Source organism: Alkalihalobacillus sp. AL-G (assembly GCF_030643805.1).
Taxonomy (GTDB): Bacteria; Bacillota; Bacilli; order Bacillales; family Fictibacillaceae; genus Pseudalkalibacillus.
The window spans coordinates 1,928,050-1,944,864 of record NZ_CP094656.1; the positions used below are offsets into that span (position 1 = coordinate 1,928,050).

17 protein-coding genes are annotated in these 16,815 nt (G+C 41.5%); all 17 read left to right on the forward strand.

Features of this window, described 5'->3' with window-relative positions; all coding sequences use genetic code 11:
- Positions 1 to 24: 24 nt before the first annotated feature.
- The 17 genes from flhA to MOJ78_RS10010 all read left to right on the forward strand — a co-directional run bounded on the left by flhA (position 25) and on the right by MOJ78_RS10010 (position 16,807).
- Positions 25 to 2,061, forward strand: a complete 2,037-nt coding sequence (gene flhA, locus MOJ78_RS09930) for a flagellar biosynthesis protein FlhA (protein ID WP_304981023.1) — start codon at positions 25 to 27, stop codon at positions 2,059 to 2,061.
- Positions 2,058 to 3,203 (forward strand): flagellar biosynthesis GTPase FlhF, encoded by a 1,146-nt coding sequence (flhF, locus tag MOJ78_RS09935; protein WP_304981024.1) that lies wholly within the window; start codon positions 2,058 to 2,060, stop codon positions 3,201 to 3,203. The genes flhA and flhF overlap by 4 nt, the downstream gene beginning before the upstream one ends.
- Positions 3,196 to 4,077 carry a MinD/ParA family protein gene (locus MOJ78_RS09940; RefSeq protein ID WP_304981025.1) on the forward strand — a complete coding sequence of 294 codons (882 nt, stop codon included), beginning with the start codon at positions 3,196 to 3,198 and terminating at the stop codon, positions 4,075 to 4,077. The genes flhF and MOJ78_RS09940 overlap by 8 nt, the downstream gene beginning before the upstream one ends.
- On the forward strand, positions 4,074 to 5,129 hold the full coding sequence (locus MOJ78_RS09945; RefSeq protein WP_304981026.1) for a protein-glutamate methylesterase/protein-glutamine glutaminase: 1,056 nt from the start codon (positions 4,074 to 4,076) through the stop codon (positions 5,127 to 5,129). The genes MOJ78_RS09940 and MOJ78_RS09945 overlap by 4 nt, the downstream gene beginning before the upstream one ends.
- Before the next feature lie 12 nt (positions 5,130 to 5,141).
- Positions 5,142 to 7,154, forward strand: coding sequence for a chemotaxis protein CheA (locus tag MOJ78_RS09950; protein WP_304981027.1), 2,013 nt, complete (start codon positions 5,142 to 5,144; stop codon positions 7,152 to 7,154).
- 12 nt (positions 7,155 to 7,166) lie between these two features.
- Positions 7,167 to 7,652 carry a chemotaxis protein CheW gene (locus MOJ78_RS09955; protein ID WP_304981028.1) on the forward strand — a complete coding sequence of 162 codons (486 nt, stop codon included), beginning with the start codon at positions 7,167 to 7,169 and terminating at the stop codon, positions 7,650 to 7,652.
- Entirely contained in the window at positions 7,649 to 8,287 is a 639-nt protein-coding gene (locus MOJ78_RS09960) for a chemotaxis protein CheC (RefSeq protein WP_304981029.1), read from the forward strand. The genes MOJ78_RS09955 and MOJ78_RS09960 overlap by 4 nt, the downstream gene beginning before the upstream one ends.
- Entirely contained in the window at positions 8,280 to 8,780 is a 501-nt protein-coding gene (locus MOJ78_RS09965) for a chemotaxis protein CheD (RefSeq protein ID WP_304981030.1), read from the forward strand. Before MOJ78_RS09960 ends, MOJ78_RS09965 begins: the two co-directional genes overlap by 8 nt.
- A gap of 50 nt (positions 8,781 to 8,830) precedes the next feature.
- Positions 8,831 to 9,595 carry a FliA/WhiG family RNA polymerase sigma factor gene (locus MOJ78_RS09970; protein ID WP_304981031.1) on the forward strand — a complete coding sequence of 255 codons (765 nt, stop codon included), beginning with the start codon at positions 8,831 to 8,833 and terminating at the stop codon, positions 9,593 to 9,595.
- A gap of 19 nt (positions 9,596 to 9,614) precedes the next feature.
- On the forward strand, positions 9,615 to 10,994 hold the full coding sequence (locus tag MOJ78_RS09975; RefSeq protein WP_304981032.1) for a flagellar assembly protein A: 1,380 nt from the start codon (positions 9,615 to 9,617) through the stop codon (positions 10,992 to 10,994).
- 60 nt (positions 10,995 to 11,054) lie between these two features.
- Positions 11,055 to 11,360 carry a hypothetical protein gene (locus MOJ78_RS09980; RefSeq protein ID WP_304981033.1) on the forward strand — a complete coding sequence of 102 codons (306 nt, stop codon included), beginning with the start codon at positions 11,055 to 11,057 and terminating at the stop codon, positions 11,358 to 11,360.
- Positions 11,361 to 11,369: 9 nt separating this feature from the next.
- Positions 11,370 to 11,891, forward strand: coding sequence for a DUF6115 domain-containing protein (locus MOJ78_RS09985; RefSeq protein WP_304981034.1), 522 nt, complete (start codon positions 11,370 to 11,372; stop codon positions 11,889 to 11,891).
- Between the two features lie 294 nt (positions 11,892 to 12,185).
- Complete coding sequence (gene rpsB, locus MOJ78_RS09990; protein ID WP_304981035.1) at positions 12,186 to 12,917, forward strand: 30S ribosomal protein S2; 732 nt, start codon at positions 12,186 to 12,188, stop codon at positions 12,915 to 12,917.
- Positions 12,918 to 13,210: 293 nt separating this feature from the next.
- Positions 13,211 to 14,095: a translation elongation factor Ts gene (gene tsf / locus MOJ78_RS09995; RefSeq protein ID WP_304981036.1), complete on the forward strand. Its 885-nt coding sequence runs from the start codon at positions 13,211 to 13,213 to the stop codon at positions 14,093 to 14,095.
- 369 nt (positions 14,096 to 14,464) lie between these two features.
- Positions 14,465 to 15,187 (forward strand): UMP kinase, encoded by a 723-nt coding sequence (gene pyrH, locus MOJ78_RS10000; protein ID WP_304981037.1) that lies wholly within the window; start codon positions 14,465 to 14,467, stop codon positions 15,185 to 15,187.
- A gap of 1 nt (position 15,188) precedes the next feature.
- Positions 15,189 to 15,746: a ribosome recycling factor gene (gene frr / locus MOJ78_RS10005; protein ID WP_304981038.1), complete on the forward strand. Its 558-nt coding sequence runs from the start codon at positions 15,189 to 15,191 to the stop codon at positions 15,744 to 15,746.
- A 290-nt stretch (positions 15,747 to 16,036) separates the two neighbouring features.
- Positions 16,037 to 16,807 (forward strand): undecaprenyl pyrophosphate synthase, encoded by a 771-nt coding sequence (locus MOJ78_RS10010; RefSeq protein ID WP_370529788.1) that lies wholly within the window; start codon positions 16,037 to 16,039, stop codon positions 16,805 to 16,807.
- The last annotated feature ends 8 nt before the right edge of the window (positions 16,808 to 16,815 follow it).

The window sequence follows — 16,815 nt, forward strand, 5'->3', positions numbered from 1 at the left end:
GTGAAATAAAAGGAGAGTTCAGCAATGAAGCCAAGAGATTTCGCCGTCCTTATAAGTGTTATTTTAATCATCACGATGTTAATCATCCCGCTTCCCACTTGGATGCTGGACTTCTTGATCATCACGAATATATCCCTTGCATTGTTGATCATTTTAATTGCAATGAACACAAATGAACCACTGCAATTTTCCATCTTTCCTTCATTGCTTTTGCTCGTAACGTTATTTCGTTTGGGGCTGAACGTATCTACGACCAGGTCGATATTGAGCGAAGGGGATGCAGGGAACGTTATTGATACGTTCGGCTCCTTTGTTGTTGCAGGGAATGTGCTTGTTGGTTTTGTCGTGTTCGTCATCTTAGTCATTATTCAATTTGTTGTCATCACAAAAGGTTCTGAACGGGTATCAGAGGTTGCTGCACGTTTCACTCTTGATGCGATGCCTGGTAAACAGATGAGTATCGATGCAGACCTTAATGCCGGTTTGATTTCCGATCGGGAAGCACGTGAGCGGCGCCAAAAGATTGAACAGGAAGCCGATTTTTACGGTGCTATGGACGGTGCAAGTAAATTTGTTAAAGGAGATGCAATTGCAGGTATCATCATTGTCATCATTAATATGATTTTCGGAATCATCATCGGTATGGTGCAAATGGATCTGTCACTTTCTGAATCATCTGTCACCTATACATTGTTGACGGTCGGCGACGGTCTCGTCAGTCAAATTCCTGCACTCATCATCTCGACAGCAACAGGGATTATCGTCACAAGAGCCGCATCAGATGGAAACCTTGGCCAAGACATCGCGAAACAGCTTCTAGCATTCCCGAAAATGTTATATGTGGCTGCAGGCGCAATCTTCTTTCTCGGTGTGTTTACTCCGATTTATCAATTCTACACACTTCCAATTGCAATATTATTGGCCGTAGGAGGTTTCAAGCTTGGCAAAGTTGAACGCGAACGGATCGAATCAGAAGAAGACGTGGAAGAAGAGATTCAGACAGAAGAATTCAAGAGCCCTGAAAGTGTCGTCAACCTGTTACAAGTCGATCCGATCGAGTTTGAGTTCGGATACAGTCTGATTCCTTTGGCAGATACAAGCCAGGGAGGAGATTTGTTAGACCGGATCGTAATGATTCGAAGGCAGCTTGCTCTAGAGCTTGGTCTAGTTGTACCGGTTGTCAGGATTCGCGATAACATTCAACTGCAACCGAACGAGTATCGAATCAAAGTGAAAGGGAACGAAATCACAAGGGGGGAACTGCTTCTCGATCATTACCTTGCAATGTCACCGGGGGTGGATGATGAAGAGGTTGAAGGGATTGAAACGGTTGAACCCGCCTTCGGACTTCCTGCATTATGGATATCCGAGGAACAGAAGGAACGGGCAGAACTATCGGGTTATACCGTTGTCGACCCACCATCAGTCGTTTCGACACACTTAACCGAAATCATTAAAAAGCATGCACATGAACTTCTTGGAAGGCAAGAGGTGAAGCAGCTCGTTGAACATCTGAAAGAAACTCATACCGCATTGGTAGAGGATGTGACCCCTGATCCATTATCAATTGGTGAAATCCAGAAGGTTTTAGTTAAGTTGCTTAAAGAAAACATTTCGATCCGCAATTTACCGATCGTATTTGAAACTCTCGCAGACTATGGACAAATGACAAAGGATTCAGACCTGTTGACCGAATATGTTCGCCAGGCACTATCAAGGCAAATATCAAAGCAGTTTGCAGATGATCAGGCTTCCCTGAAGGTCATAACACTATCAGGTATTGTTGAAAAGAAAATTGCAGAATCGATTCAACAAACGGAGCATGGGAATTATTTATCAATGGACCCGAATGATTCACAAGCTATTTTCGATTCGATTACACATGAAATTAAACGAGTAAATGAGGTCAATCCGATGACTGTGCTCTTATGTTCGCCAGCTGTTCGGATGTATGTCCGCCAGTTGATCGAACGGTATCTGCCTGATGTAGTAGTATTATCGTACAACGAACTTGAACCAAATCTAGAAGTACAAAGCATCGGGGTGGTGAATGCTTCATGAAGATAAAAAAATATATCGCACCGACAATGCCTGACGCGATGAAACGAATCAGGCAGGATTTTGGTAAGGATGGGGTTATCTTAAATTCTAAAGAAGTTCGTACGGGAGGATTCCTTGGGTTCTTTACAAAACCTGCATTGGAAGTAATTGCTGCCTATGATCCGGACCCCTTATCTACAGGAAATGTAATGGAACAATCCGAAAAGCCATTGCCGACAATAAAGAATCCTGCCAAACAGAGTTCGATAGAGCAAGAACCGGTGGATGAAATAAACGAGAAAAATCTTTTCAGGATCCAAGATAAGGCTAAGGATAAGCCTATCCCATTTGTCGGGCCACATTTACCGCAATCAATTGAAAAGCTTACACACTCGTTAACAGCACAGGGAATCCAACCGGAATTACGGACGGCAGTAGTCGACCATTTATTAAGAAGCTGGTACCGGGAGGATTCAGAATCCGTCGCAGAGCAATTGATAGAAAAGTGGTTGGAAGAAAGTCTGTTGAAATTGATTTCTGACCGACCGTTTGGAGAATTCGACTATACGAAAAAGTTCTTGAACTTAATTGGCCCTACTGGTGTTGGAAAGACGACGACAATCGCTAAGATTGCAGCTGATGCAGTGTTGAATAAAAAGAAGAAAGCAGCATTGATTACTACTGATACATACAGAATTGCAGCGATTGACCAGTTGAAGACGTATGCGGAAATTTTAAATATACCGTTGGAAATCGCTTATAACAATGAAGATTTTAAACAGGCAAAAGAACGATTCAAAGATTACGATGTCATTTTTGTCGACTCTGCCGGCAGGAATTTTAAAAACAAACAATATGTTCAGGACTTAAAACAGATCATTCAATTCGATTCAGAAATGGAAAACTATTTGGTTCTATCAATGACCTCTAAATACAGCGATATGATCAAGATTGCGAATCAGTTTACGAGTGTACCGATTAAAAAGCTCATTTTTACAAAAAAAGATGAAACCGATACATATGGAGATCTGTTAAACATCCTTCATGAAACAGGGCTTGGGATCGCATATGTCACAACAGGGCAAAACGTTCCTGACGATATTACGGAAGCAACTCCACAACAAATTGTTTCACTATTGATAGGAGATAGACATCATGCATGATCAAGCTGAAACACTTAGAAGAAAACTAAAGGCCGATCATGATCATCCGAATGCAAAGGTTTATGCAGTAGTTAGTGGAAAAGGTGGTGTTGGGAAATCAAACTTTTCATTAAACCTTGCTTTATCATTATCCGAAAATGGAGGAAAGGTTCTTGTCGTTGACCTTGATATCGGAATGGCTAATCTAGACATCTTGATGGGCGTAAATTCCCGTTACAATATTGCAGACTTAATCGAGAACCATCTACCGATTACAGACATAATAGAAAAAGGACCTGGAAACCTCCATTATATTGCAGGCGGAAACGGTCTTAACGGTTTAGTGGAAATATCGCAAATGCAGTTTGATCATTTTTGCGAACAAGTCAGCATTTTACAATCGGAATATGATTATATTTTGTTCGACATGGGGGCTGGAGCAACGAAGGAAAGCTTACAATTCATCGTATCAGCAGACGAAGTCCTACTGCTTGTAACACCCGAACCGACTGCAATTACAGACGGTTATGCAATGCTGAAGCACATACATAATCTTAGTCCGGAACTGGACGTTTCCATCATCGTCAACCGAATCGAGTCCGCTCAGGAAGGTGACCAGGTAGGCGGTAGACTGAAAATGGCTGCAAAGCAGTTTTTACATAAATCCATTACAGTGAAAGGGGCGATACCTGAGGATCGTAACGTGTTTCTAGCAGTTAAAGACCAGAAACCTTATTTGATCCGTTTTCCGAATAGTAAAGCTGCACGAGCTGTCAGGGGAATTGCAGCCCTCCTTCTGAATGAAATGGAAAGAACCGTAAACTTAGAGCCTCACGGGCAAAGCTTTTTATCAAGGTTCAAGAGGTATTTTCAAAAAAGGCAGGTAATGAGATGAAGTTCATAAACGTGCTTGTCGTAGATGATTCTGCATTGATGAGAAGAGTCATCACTGACCTGTTATCTAGTGATCCTGAAATCAAAGTGTGTGGAACTGCCCGTAATGGAGAGGATGCTCTCAAAAAGATTCCAGAGTTATCCCCGGATGTAATTACACTGGATGTTGAAATGCCTTTGAAAAACGGGCTTGAAACATTGAAGGAGATTATGGAGAAGGATCCACTGCCCGTCATCATGCTTAGCAATGTAACGAGAGCAGGAACGTCTCAAACGATTGAGGCGATGCAACAAGGAGCCATTGACTTTATTTCAAAGCCATCCGGGCAAATATCACTGGATTTACATACAGTACAATCCGAGCTCATTGAAAAAGTGAAATTAGCTAGTCAGGTGAGGATTCGAGATGTAATTAGCCAAAAGGAAGACCGGGATGTTCCGACAAGTACGATTAAAGTAAACAGACCGAAGGCAAACAAAAAGAGAATTATTTCGATTGGTACTTCTACAGGCGGCCCAAGAGCGTTGGTCGAGGTTTTCTCTAAACTGCCAGACAGTCTTGACGCACCAGTTCTTGTCGTCCAGCATATGCCATCTGGTTTTACAAGATCGCTAGCAGAGCGATTGAACAGAACATCAGCATTAGAAGTAAAGGAAGCTGAAGAAGGAGACATTCTTGAAAGGGGCAAGGCTTATATTGCACCAGGTGGGTTTCATTTGATCATAACGGAGGTTGGAGAAGACCTCATGATTAAACTTGATGAACAAATCCCCCCAACGAGAGGGCATAGACCGTCCGTCGATCAGATGTTTAGTAGTCTTGCAGGTTTAAAGAATTACCAGAAAATAGCAGTCATAATGACAGGAATGGGCTCTGATGGTAAAGATGGCCTGCTCGCATTAAAGTCTGATCCTGATACAGTTGCGATTGCCGAATCTAAAGAATCATCCGTTGTTTTCGGGATGCCAAGGGCTGCAATCGAAACCAAAGAGGTAGATGAAATACATCATGTAAAAGACATCGCGAAGTGTATTCTAAGCTATACCAATTAGGGGGTTGTTGTAATGGATATGAATCAATATTTGGATGTGTTCGTTGAAGAAAGCAGGGAGCACTTACAGTCGATTAATGAACATATGCTACGACTTGAAAATGAGCCGAACGAAAAGTCGATTGTGAATGATATCTTTCGTTCAGCACATACGTTAAAGGGTATGTCTGCAACGATGGGGTATGAGGATCTCGCTAATCTTACTCACAAAATGGAAAACGTTTTAGATGCGCTCAGACAAGAACAAATCGGGGTTACATCGGATGTAATCGATGTACTGTTCGAATCTGTCGATCACCTTGAGGCGATGGTTGAATCGATCATTGAGGGTGGGGATGGAAAACGAGATGTATCAAAAACTGTCGCAATATTGAATCGAATCGAAAACGGGGAGGATTCCTCTGAGCAATCGAAGGAGACATTCGTTTCAGAAGGAACGAATGGTCTAGATGAATTTCAAAGGTCCGTGATACTAGAATCAATCGAACAAGGTTTTCATCCCTTATCCGTGAAAATTGCGCTCGATAAAAATTGTATTTTAAAAGCAGCACGAGTATATATGATTTTTGAAGTGATTGAGCAGGTTGCAGAAGTCATACATTCCAATCCCTCGGTCAATGAATTGGAGCAAGAGCAGTTCGATCTCGATTTCACGGTCAACCTTTTGACGAAACTTGATTCAGAGGAGCTTGAAGCACGGATAGGCAAGGTTTCTGAAATTGATTCCGTTCATATAAGCCGACTAAACATAGAAGCTACTGCAGAACCTCAATCTGAGTCAGCAGCAACTACCGAAGTAGAAACGAAAGAGTCAAATACAAAGGGATCAAATACAAAAGACTCGAAGGCAGCAGCTTCCTCAACTAAGCCAAATGCCGGAAATAAGACAATAAGGGTGAACATTCAACGACTTGATCAGCTGATGAATTTATTTGAAGAGCTCGTAATCGATCGAGGAAGACTTGAAACAATCGCAAAAGAGCTTAAGCATACTGACTTGAACGAAACGGTTGAGCATATGACACGTCTCTCGGGTGATCTCCAAGATTCGTTACTGACGATGCGGATGGTTCCGATTGATCAAGTGTTCAATCGTTTTCCTCGGATGATTCGCAGTTTGGCAAAAGATCTTGGCAAAAAAGTGAATCTCGAAATTGAAGGTGGAGAAACGGAGCTTGATAGGACTGTCATCGATGAAATTGGTGATCCGCTCGTTCACCTGTTGCGTAATTCGGTGGATCACGGTATCGAACGCCCGGACAAACGGAAATCCAATGGTAAGGGCTCTGAAGGAACGATTTCTCTCGTAGCCTATCATAGCGGAAATCATGTTTACATTGAAATTACAGATGATGGTGGCGGTATTAATAGAGAAATGGTTCTGAAGAAAGCGATTGAAAACGGGATCGTCAATCCATCGTCAGCATCTGAAATGAAGGATGAAGAAGTCTACCAGCTCCTGTTTGCTTCAGGATTCAGCACAGCAGAAACCGTATCGGATATTTCCGGTAGAGGAGTTGGACTGGATGTTGTAAAGAGCAAAATTGAATCGATAGGTGGACAAATCGGCGTCACATCTGATCCGGGTCAAGGGTCTAAGTTTTCGATACAGTTGCCTCTAACGATGTCAATATTATCGGTCATGCTTGTCACTTCTGGTGAAGAAACTTACGCAATTCCATTATCAAACATTGTGGAAAGTGCGATTATCGCCAAAGCGGATATTCTTAACGCACATCGTCAGCATGTAATCGATTTTCGTGGGAAGGTCGTTCCGCTCGTTTCACTTAAAGAGGTCCTGGATATATCGGGTGAACAAGATGACGATGACTATATTTCGGTAGTCGTAGCACGTAAAGGAGACAAAATGGCTGCACTTGTAGTTGATTCCTTTATCGGACAGCAGGAAGTTGTACTAAAACCGCTTGGAGACTATTTAACAAATATATTTGCAATTTCTGGAGCGACTATTCTCGGAAATGGACAGGTTGCTCTAATACTTGACTGTAACGATTTGATCAAATAAGGAGGAGTTAAAATGTCGGATATAAAAACTGTAGAAAAAGAGATGAAAGCGATCGTTTTTCAACTTAAGGATGAGGAATATGGTGTGGATGTCCATCAGGTTAAATCCATTGAACGGATACAGGAAATTACACGCGTTCCACGTACACCGTCTTTCGTAAAAGGTGTGATTAATCTCCGTGGGATCGTAACACCAATCATTAACCTTCGAAGTCGATTTGACATTGAAGAAGCAGATTATACAGAAGATACGAGGATTGTCATTGTACATGCAAATGATCTTGAAGTCGGAATGATTGTGGACTCTGCTAATGACGTTATCGACGTACCGGTTGATTCTGTCGAACCGGCACCAGAGGTTGTTGGCGGTATTAGTGCTGAATATTTAGAAGGTGTTGCAAAGCTTGAGCGTCGTTTACTTATTTTACTAAATCTTGAAAAGGTATTGAACCCTGAAGAAATCATCGCACTTCGACAGGTTAAGGAGAACAATGAATGATCACCCCGGAGCAGCTGACTGATTTTCAAAAGGATGTTTTAAAGGAAATCGGTAACATCGGTGCTGGTAATGCAGCAACTGCTCTATCACGACTTGTTCAAAAATCAGTAGATATGGAAGTGCCTTCTGTGAAACTCATCCCTTTTAATGAAGTAACCGACATGATCGGGGGAGCGGAACTCGTTGTAGCTGCTACCTTCCTTCGTGTCACTGGGGATGCACCAGGGAATATGTTCTTCATTTTACCATTGGATGAAGCGGTTCATCTCATCAAGCAATTGACAGGCGATGAATCGATAACGGAGGAATCAATTGTTCAATCTGAGCTCCCATGCTCCGCTCTGCAGGAGACAGGTAATATTTTAGCCGGTTCGTACCTATCATCCTTTTCCGACTTTACAGGATTGCAACTCGTTCCATCAGTTCCTTATTTAACGGTGGATATGGCAGCAGCTATTCTTTCACAAGGCTTATTTGAAATGTCACAGGTAAGTGATTACGCCATAATCATCGATACACAGCTAAAGGATTCTGTACACATCAACACAGGTGTGAAAGGCCATTTTTTGCTATTACCTGATCCGGAGTCGTTTCAAAAAATCTTTCATTCGCTCGGGGTTCCTTTAAATGAATAACATAGTAGAAATTGTCCAGGTTGGTATCGCAGATTTTCAACTCGGACAGGCACCTCAACATTTAAGAACAACAGGGTTAGGATCCTGTGTCGGAGTTGTCATATTTGATCCTATAACCCAGGCAGCAGGGATGGCACATATTATGCTGCCAAACTCAAATCTTTCTAAAGGGGCAACGTTCAATCAGGCAAAGTATGCCGATACAGCAATCCCTGAAATGGTATCAGAACTCGGTCATTGCTATGGTATTGATCGAGAACGCCTACAGGCTAAAATTGCCGGTGGTGCACAAATGTTTCAATTTTCAAGCCAAAGTGATGCGATGCGTGTCGGTCCACGCAATGTCGAGGCTGTGAAGGATATACTCAAGTCTTTAAATATCCCCATCATTGCAGAAGATGTAGGAGGAAATAACGGTAGAACAATCGAGTTTGATCCGTGTTCATCCAGACTTGCGATTCGCACGATTCATAAAGGAATGAAATCGATCTAACCTAGATTCGCAGACTTTTTAATTAAAACACATAAAATAGGAGAGATAAGATGCAAAGTGCTGCTAGTAGTGAAGCGAGTGTTTATTGGGACAGTTGGGCGAAAAATCGGGATAAAGACTCTTGCGAAGCTTTACTAGAGATGCATTTACCTCTGGTTCAATACCACGTTCAGCGAATTGCAGTAGGTTTACCGAGGAACGTGAATAAAGATGAGCTTAGAAGCCATGGATTAATGGGGCTTTACGATGCATTGAACAAATTCGATCCAGGCAGGGACTTGAAGTTCGATACATATGCCTCTTTTCGAATTAGAGGTGCAATCATAGATGGGTTACGAAGGGAAGACTGGTTACCGAGATCAATGCGGGAAAAGTCAAAGAAAATTGATGCAGCGATTGAACGTATGGAGCAAGAGGAAATGCGGTCAGTTTCAGCTGCAGAGGTCGCAAGTGAATTAGGCTACTCAGAAGAGGATGTCTTGACCATCATGTCGGAAAGCTTTTTAGCCAACGTTTTATCGATTGATGAAGAGAACAAGGAAAGTGATTCCAACGAAAAAATCGGTTATACAATCGAGGATAAAAAGGTTAACACACCTGAGACCATATTGCTGACGGACGAGCTTCACCAACATCTGACTGAAATAATCAAAGAATTAAATGAAAAAGAACAGCTTGTAGTCAGCTTATTTTACTATGAAGAACTTACCTTAACTGAAATTGGTCATGTCCTAGGACTTTCAACATCAAGAATCTCTCAGATCCATTCAAAGGCACTTTTTAAACTTCGAAATGTATTGTCGAAATATCTTTAAATATGTGGGGTAGTTTATTATGCAGAAAACATCAGTGAGTGATTGTGTGCAGCTTAAGGTTTCAGAAAATCGTATGCGGGTTGTAATGATCCCGATTCACTCATGTGAGTTTCAACCAGAATTCCAAGATATACTGGATTTTTTACAATCAAAAAACGTCACCTTTGGTATTAAGGAAGTTTCAATTTCAGAAATTCTAGCTGATTTCGAGCACTGGCTTGAACCTGTAATCGTGGCGGAAGGATCTAAACCTATACCAGGTGAACCAGGTTTTTTAAAGGAACGGGCACAGGCTGCAAAACAAAAGAGCCCTGAATCGGATCAAAAGTTCGTCGACCTAAGATCAAGAACTGAAATTTTGTCCGTAAAAAAAGGCGAGAGGATTGCCGATATCATTCCCCCTACAGATGGAGTGCCTGGAATGACGGTTGATGGAGTAGAAGTTCCTGCAAAGCCAGGGAAGCCTCTTCGGTTGAAACAAGGCAGAAATACGGTGATCAATGAGGAAAAAAACAGCATCTATGCAACGACTGATGGGCAAGTCAGTTTTCAAAAAAAAGCGGTGCACGTTTACCCGGTATATGAAGTTAAAGGAGACCTGGATTTAAAAACTGGTAATCTTGAATTTGTTGGTAATATACACATATTTGGTGATGTACCTTCCGGCTATAAAATCCAGGCAGAGGGTGACATCAGAATCGATGGAATAGTAGAAGGGTCAGAGCTGCGTGCAGGTGGCTCTATTTATATAAAGAATGGCATCGCAGGACAGGGTAGGTCACTCATCCAAACCGAAAATGACTTACACACTGGTTATATTAATCAAGGGAATATTAAAGTGGGCGGAGATCTTCATATTCACTTTCTAAACCACAGTAATGTACTTGTTGAGGGAAATATATATTGCCAGAAGGGGAAAGGAATGATTGTGGGAGGGAATACGACAGCAGGCTCGAATATATATGTGAACCGATTAGGAACCGAATTGATGACAAAAACCGCAATTTATTTTGGTGTCGCACCAGAACTACTAAATGAATGGGATAAACTCTCGGTTCAAGTACAAAAGGATGAAGAAAGCTTCAATAAACTGAACCGATTAAAAACAGCAGTTGACAGTAAACCGACTTCCCAACAAACCGATAAGGAGCGGATTTTACTTTTGAAGGTAAGAAATACACACGGGCAATTGGTGAATTCATTACAACAAAATAAAGATAGGCTGAATGAGCTTAATGACTCGATATCAAACGTGGGGGATGCAACACTTACCATTGCAGATAGAGTTCAGCCAGGTGTAGAAATTACGTTTGGGAAATATAAGCGTAAAATCCAAACGGTTTATGAGTCTGTAGAAATCAATCTAAGGTCAGGCGAGATTGTTATCGGACACTTATAATAGATAATTCAAAAAGGTATCCAACTGCACTAATTAACCCATTTACAGGGAGTGGGAAAGATGAGTTTGAAATCGATTGAACTTCAAGTAGCCTTACCAAGAACGTTAGATGCTAGCAAAGTTCAAGAACAGCTACAACAGCGTTCTCAAATCGATCAATCCCAGACAGCCTTTGCTCAGGCTAAGGAAGCAGAACATAGACGCAAATCTATTGAAAAACAGGAGCAAACGAATAAAACAGATTTGTCCGGAGATCAGAAGGGCTCCAATCCACATTTTCAGCAGGAGGAAAAAGAACAGGATACGTCTGAAAAAACAGCTACGAATCATCCATTTAAAGGAAAGCATATTGACTTTTCTGGTTAGGGGGAACTAATGACAGGCTTTCTATTGACGATAAGCTTTATCCTTCATTTAACTACACTCTTAGCCGTTTTGATTGTTTGGAAGAAGTTTGATGCATCTGATAAAAATGATATCGATCGAGTAAAATCAGAAATGGAAGATATCTTAATGGCTTATTCCACAGAAATGAAGGAAGAAAACGAAGCCTTCCTTGAACATCTACGCTCAATAAAGAGTGACCAATATAAAAATGATCGACTAAAGGAAGGTCTTCACAAACCCTCAACGTTCCAATCGATAAATAATGATGAAGTATCATTAACACAGCCCACGCCGACGCAAACACCACAATCACATAATGAAAAAGAGGATCCAAACTACACTCCTCCACCACCGATTACAAAGGAAAAGGAACAATTCGGACCATCCATGGCAGCAGAAGTGCTTTCTTTACAGAAAAAGGGTTACTCGCTCGACGAGATTGCCAAAAAAGTAGACAAAGGCAAAGGAGAAATAGAATTACTCATTAAATTTTACCAAGATGGGCGATAGATACTTGCAGGAATAGATCTGTTTATGGTATAGTTACTTTCGGTGTTTATACAACCACACACGTTCGTGGATTTAATTGCCGGTGCTTATATGAAGTTTTGTTATTGCGCCAAACATTACCGTCAAATATCTTTGTTACGTCGTCATTCAAGTCCTCATGTAGGTTAATCTACATTTTGGCTTTCATGACTTGCGTGCCTCGATCTACTCGGTTCTGTTTACCTCATAATAAAACAAGATAAGTTGCAATTATTGAGAAGCGGGCGGAGGAAAAAACCACAGGAGGTGCCTGAGATGGCAGTAATTTCAATGAAACAATTGCTAGAAGCAGGTGTTCACTTCGGTCACCAAACACGCCGTTGGAACCCTAAGATGGCACGTTACATCTTTACAGAGCGTAACGGCATCTATATTATCGACCTTCAAAAGACAGTAAAGAAGGTCGAAGAAGCGTATAATTATGTACGCGACATCGCAGCTGATGGAGGAAAGGTATTATTCGTCGGAACGAAGAAGCAAGCTCAAGAGTCTGTAAAAGATGAAGCTAAGCGTGCTGGTCAATACTACATCAACCAACGTTGGTTAGGTGGAACATTGACAAACTTCGACACGATTCGCAAGCGTATCAGACGTCTAAAGGATCTTGAAAAAATGCAAGAAGATGGAACGTTCGAAGTCCTTCCTAAGAAAGAAGTAATCCTTCTTAACAAGGAAATGGATCGTCTTGAAAAATTCCTAGGTGGAATTAAAGATATGAATGGTCTTCCTGATGTTCTTTTTGTAATCGATCCTCGTAAAGAGCGTATCGCCATAGCGGAAGCTCGTAAACTTAACATTCCGATCGTTGCTATTGTTGATACAAACTGTGACCCGGATGAAATTGACGTAATCATTCCTGGTAATGATGACGCAATCCGTGCCGTCAAGCTATTAACTTCTAAAATGGCTGACGCAGTAGTTGAAGGTAACCAAAGCGATGTTGAAGAGGAACCTTCAGAAGAGGAAGAAGCAGAAGTAAAAGCATAAATATATGTTTGATAAGGGTGATAGAGGGGACTGACCCTTTATCACCTTTTTTAAAGAAAGGAAGTTCAAATAGTCATCAAGGGCTCATGTACCTTCGTCTACAAGTATATCTAGGATGAAAGCTTCCTTAGTACAACTCGTAGCTTTTATGCAAGTACGGCTGGTCGCTCCGGTCCTCAAAACTGTCCTGCCTTGAACTTCTTGTTTCTAATTTGCCGAATTTTGAACTCTTATTGAAAATGAAAGACAAAAGACTACTTTAGTAAGTACATATTAAAAGGAGGAAATCACACATGGCAGTTACTGCACAAATGGTCAAAGAATTACGTGGAAAAACAGGTGCTGGAATGATGGATTGTAAAAAAGCACTTACTGAAAACGATGGTGATATGGACAAAGCGGTTGATTGGCTTCGTGAAAAAGGGATCGCAAAAGCAGCGAAGAAAGCTGACCGAATTGCAGCAGAAGGTTTGACTCATATTGAGACAAACGGAAATGACGCCGTTATTGTTGAGGTTAACTCTGAAACAGACTTTGTTGCGAAAAATGATGCATTCAAAAATTTAATTAAGGAAATTGCTCAACATCTTTTACAGAACAAGCCATCTACTGTTGAAGAAGCAGTTAAACAAACGATGGTTGGTGAAGACATTCCAGTAGAAGAGTATATCAACAATGCTATTGCGAAGATCGGTGAAAAGATTTCCCTTCGTCGATTCACGATCCTCACAAAAGAAGACGGTGACGCATTCGGTGCCTACTTACACATGGGTGGACGAATCGGTGTTTTATCCGTAATCGGCGGATCGAACGATGAAGATTTAGCAAAGGATATCGCGATGCACGTTGCTGCAGTTAACCCTCGTTACGTTAACCGTGATAAAGTTTCTGAAGAAGAAGTTGCGCGTGAACGTGAAGTACTTACTCAACAAGCTTTGAACGAAGGTAAGCCAGAGAAGATTGTTGAAAAGATGGTTGAAGGCCGCCTTAACAAGTTCTTTGAAGAAATTTGCCTTGTTGATCAAGGGTTTGTTAAAGACCCTGACCAAAAAGTTGGCAAATACGTAAACAGTAAAGGTGGAACCGTTAAAGGCTTCATTCGTTATGAAGTTGGAGAAGGTATGGAGAAACGAGAAGAGAACTTTGCTGAAGAGGTCATGTCACAGGTGAAAAAGTAAAACATCTAAACGATTCTTGGCAATTGCCAGTCTTCGCGAAGGTGATTGATTTAGCTGCACTTATATTATAGAAAGTATTCAACTTTCTTAGTGTGCAAAGAAAAGGGGGACACGGTAAGTGTTCCCTATTTTTCAAAAGAAAAGTGCTGGGTGCTAATAAGTAATGTTTAGCTGCAGCGTCTAGGTGCTTACGCTTTTCTATTATATGTGGCTGCATCGCCTAGCCTCTTGGATCACTTCAGCCTCCTGTGGCGGCGACAGCCTCCTCGGGGGACTTCCAGTGTCCATCGTGGCTGATCATGATCAGGGCGCGTGCGCTTTTCTTATAGCAGACCGATAGAATACAGGAAACGCTGATGGAGGGAAAAGATGAGTACACCAAAATACAACAGAGTGGTCTTAAAATTAAGCGGAGAAGCATTGTCAGGACAAATGGGATATGGCATTGACCCTGGCGTGATTCAATCGATTGCAACTCAAGTGAGTGAGATTGTAAAGATGAATGTTGAAGTTGCGGTCGTTGTTGGTGGGGGAAACATCTGGAGAGGTAAAGCTGGAAGTGAAATGGGTATGGACAGAGCTACTGCTGATTACATGGGTATGCTGGCAACTATCATGAATTCACTCGCGCTACAAGATAGCCTCGAAAATATCGGCGTTGAAACGAGGGTGCAAACCTCTATCGAAATGCGTCAGGTTGCAGAGCCTTATATTCGACGTAAAGCTATTCGTCATCTTGAGAAGAAGCGGGTCGTAATCTTTGCAGCAGGTACAGGTAATCCGTACTTTTCAACAGATACTACTGCAGCCCTCCGTGCGGCAGAAATTGAAGCAGAAGTCATTCTGATGGCGAAAAACAACGTTGATGGTGTATATTCTGCTGATCCTAAAATGGATGAAAGTGCAACGAAATATAAGAGTTTATCTTATTTGGAAGTGTTGAAGGAAGGTTTAGCAGTAATGGATTCAACTGCTTCCTCACTCTGTATGGATAATGATATCCCGTTAATTGTGTTCTCAATAATGGAAGAAGGAAATATCAAGCGTGTTATTGAAGGAGAAAATATCGGAACAGTAGTAAGGGGGAAATAAAATGTCTCAAGCAGTTATTCAGCAAACAGAAGAAAAAATGAAAAAAGCAGTGGCCTCATACCGCCGGGAGTTATCGACTCTACGAGCAGGCCGAGCTAATCCATCTATCCTTGATCGGGTTACAGTAGATTATTATGGTGCTCCGACACCGCTTAACCAAATGGCGGGTATTTCAGTACCTGAGGCGCGCTTACTTGTCATCCAGCCTTACGACAAGTCGGTGATCGGTGATATTGAAAAAGCGATCCAAAAAGCTGAACTTGGTCTTACACCGTCGAATGATGGCGACATCATTCGAATTGCTATCCCTGCTTTAACCGAAGAGCGACGTAAAGAACTTGTAAAGCTTGTTAAAAAGTACGCAGAAGAAGGAAAAGTTGCAGTACGCAACATCCGTCGAGATTCTAATGAAGAATTGAAAAAGCTTCAAAAGGGCGGAGACATGACAGAAGACGATCTAAGGCATTATGGTGATGAGGTTCAAAAGCTGACTGACAAATATGTTGCTGAAATTGACACCATTGCTTCGGAAAAAGAAAAAGAAATCATGGAAGTATAACGCAATTCAAGTTAAAATAAGATAAGTGAAGTGGGGATCTGACACAATCATGGTTAGTTTCCCTCGTTTAAAGGGGTGGCTCCCAAGCCTTGAGTCATCCCTTTTTTTACACTTTACTTTAAGGAAGGATAATCATTCTTTCTATAGGACAAGTGCAAATGCTTTCAGGTCATCCCTTTTGGGATCAAGTTTTCTTTGCACATTAGATACAATACATATTACAATAGTAAGATATTATTAAACCAATCCATCACTAGTTTTCGATTTGATTTTATCTCGATGGGGGATACATGATGCTGAATAAGCTTGTCAACTTAACCAAAATGAACAAAGAAATAACTGACGATAATAAGCTCGATCGCAGCCGGATTCCTTCACATATCGCAATTATTATGGATGGTAACGGCAGATGGGCTAAAAAGCGTGGACTGCCAAGGATTGCGGGTCACCGTGAGGGGATGAAAGTGGTCCGAAGAATAGTCAAACGTGCTAACCAGCTAGGTGTAAAAGCACTGACCCTTTATGCATTCTCAACCGAAAACTGGAAAAGGCCGAAACCTGAAGTGGAATTTATCATGAAATTGCCAGAACAATTCTTGCTTACTTATTTACCTGAATTGATCGAAGAAAATGTTCAAGTACGTACAATCGGACAAAAAGAAGGAATCCCTTCTTATACACAAAAAGCAGTAAACGAGGCAATTGAAAAAACAAAACATAATGATGGTCTTATATTGAATTTTGCGTTGAATTATGGCAGTCGTTTTGAAATCACCGAGGCAGTTCGCCAGTTATCAAAGGATTTGGATGCTGGTACAATAAGTGCAGAAGATGTCGATGAAAATTTGATTGGATCCTATATGATGACAAAAGGAATCGGGGATCCCGATCTGTTAATCCGAACAAGTGGCGAAATCCGTCTCAGCAATTTTATGCTCTGGCAGCTTGCCTATACTGAATTGTGGTTTACCGACGTGTATTGGCCTGATTTTTCTGAGGTAGACCTTGAGCAGGCGATACTCGATTATCAGAATAGGGGCAGAAGATTCGGAGGGGTATGACCTTTAGG

Excerpts from the sequence above, each read along its gene's own strand:
- MOJ78_RS09970 (WP_304981031.1), top strand. The coding sequence starts at position 8,831 with ATGCAAAGTGCTGCTAGTAGTGAAGCGAGTGTTTATTGGGACAGTTGG.
- MOJ78_RS09960 (WP_304981029.1), top strand. The coding sequence starts at position 7,649 with ATGATCACCCCGGAGCAGCTGACTGATTTTCAAAAGGATGTTTTAAAG.
- tsf (WP_304981036.1), top strand. The coding sequence starts at position 13,211 with ATGGCAGTTACTGCACAAATGGTCAAAGAATTACGTGGAAAAACAGGT.
- MOJ78_RS09950 (WP_304981027.1), top strand. The coding sequence starts at position 5,142 with ATGGATATGAATCAATATTTGGATGTGTTCGTTGAAGAAAGCAGGGAG.
- MOJ78_RS09965 (WP_304981030.1), top strand. The coding sequence starts at position 8,280 with ATGAATAACATAGTAGAAATTGTCCAGGTTGGTATCGCAGATTTTCAA.
- flhA (WP_304981023.1), top strand. The coding sequence starts at position 25 with ATGAAGCCAAGAGATTTCGCCGTCCTTATAAGTGTTATTTTAATCATC.
- rpsB (WP_304981035.1), top strand. The coding sequence starts at position 12,186 with ATGGCAGTAATTTCAATGAAACAATTGCTAGAAGCAGGTGTTCACTTC.
- MOJ78_RS09955 (WP_304981028.1), top strand. The coding sequence starts at position 7,167 with ATGTCGGATATAAAAACTGTAGAAAAAGAGATGAAAGCGATCGTTTTT.
- frr (WP_304981038.1), top strand. The coding sequence starts at position 15,189 with ATGTCTCAAGCAGTTATTCAGCAAACAGAAGAAAAAATGAAAAAAGCA.
- flhF (WP_304981024.1), top strand. The coding sequence starts at position 2,058 with ATGAAGATAAAAAAATATATCGCACCGACAATGCCTGACGCGATGAAA.
- MOJ78_RS09980 (WP_304981033.1), top strand. The coding sequence starts at position 11,055 with ATGAGTTTGAAATCGATTGAACTTCAAGTAGCCTTACCAAGAACGTTA.
- MOJ78_RS09940 (WP_304981025.1), top strand. The coding sequence starts at position 3,196 with ATGCATGATCAAGCTGAAACACTTAGAAGAAAACTAAAGGCCGATCAT.
- MOJ78_RS09945 (WP_304981026.1), top strand. The coding sequence starts at position 4,074 with ATGAAGTTCATAAACGTGCTTGTCGTAGATGATTCTGCATTGATGAGA.
- MOJ78_RS09975 (WP_304981032.1), top strand. The coding sequence starts at position 9,615 with ATGCAGAAAACATCAGTGAGTGATTGTGTGCAGCTTAAGGTTTCAGAA.
- MOJ78_RS09985 (WP_304981034.1), top strand. The coding sequence starts at position 11,370 with ATGACAGGCTTTCTATTGACGATAAGCTTTATCCTTCATTTAACTACA.
- pyrH (WP_304981037.1), top strand. The coding sequence starts at position 14,465 with ATGAGTACACCAAAATACAACAGAGTGGTCTTAAAATTAAGCGGAGAA.
- MOJ78_RS10010 (WP_370529788.1), top strand. The coding sequence starts at position 16,037 with ATGATGCTGAATAAGCTTGTCAACTTAACCAAAATGAACAAAGAAATA.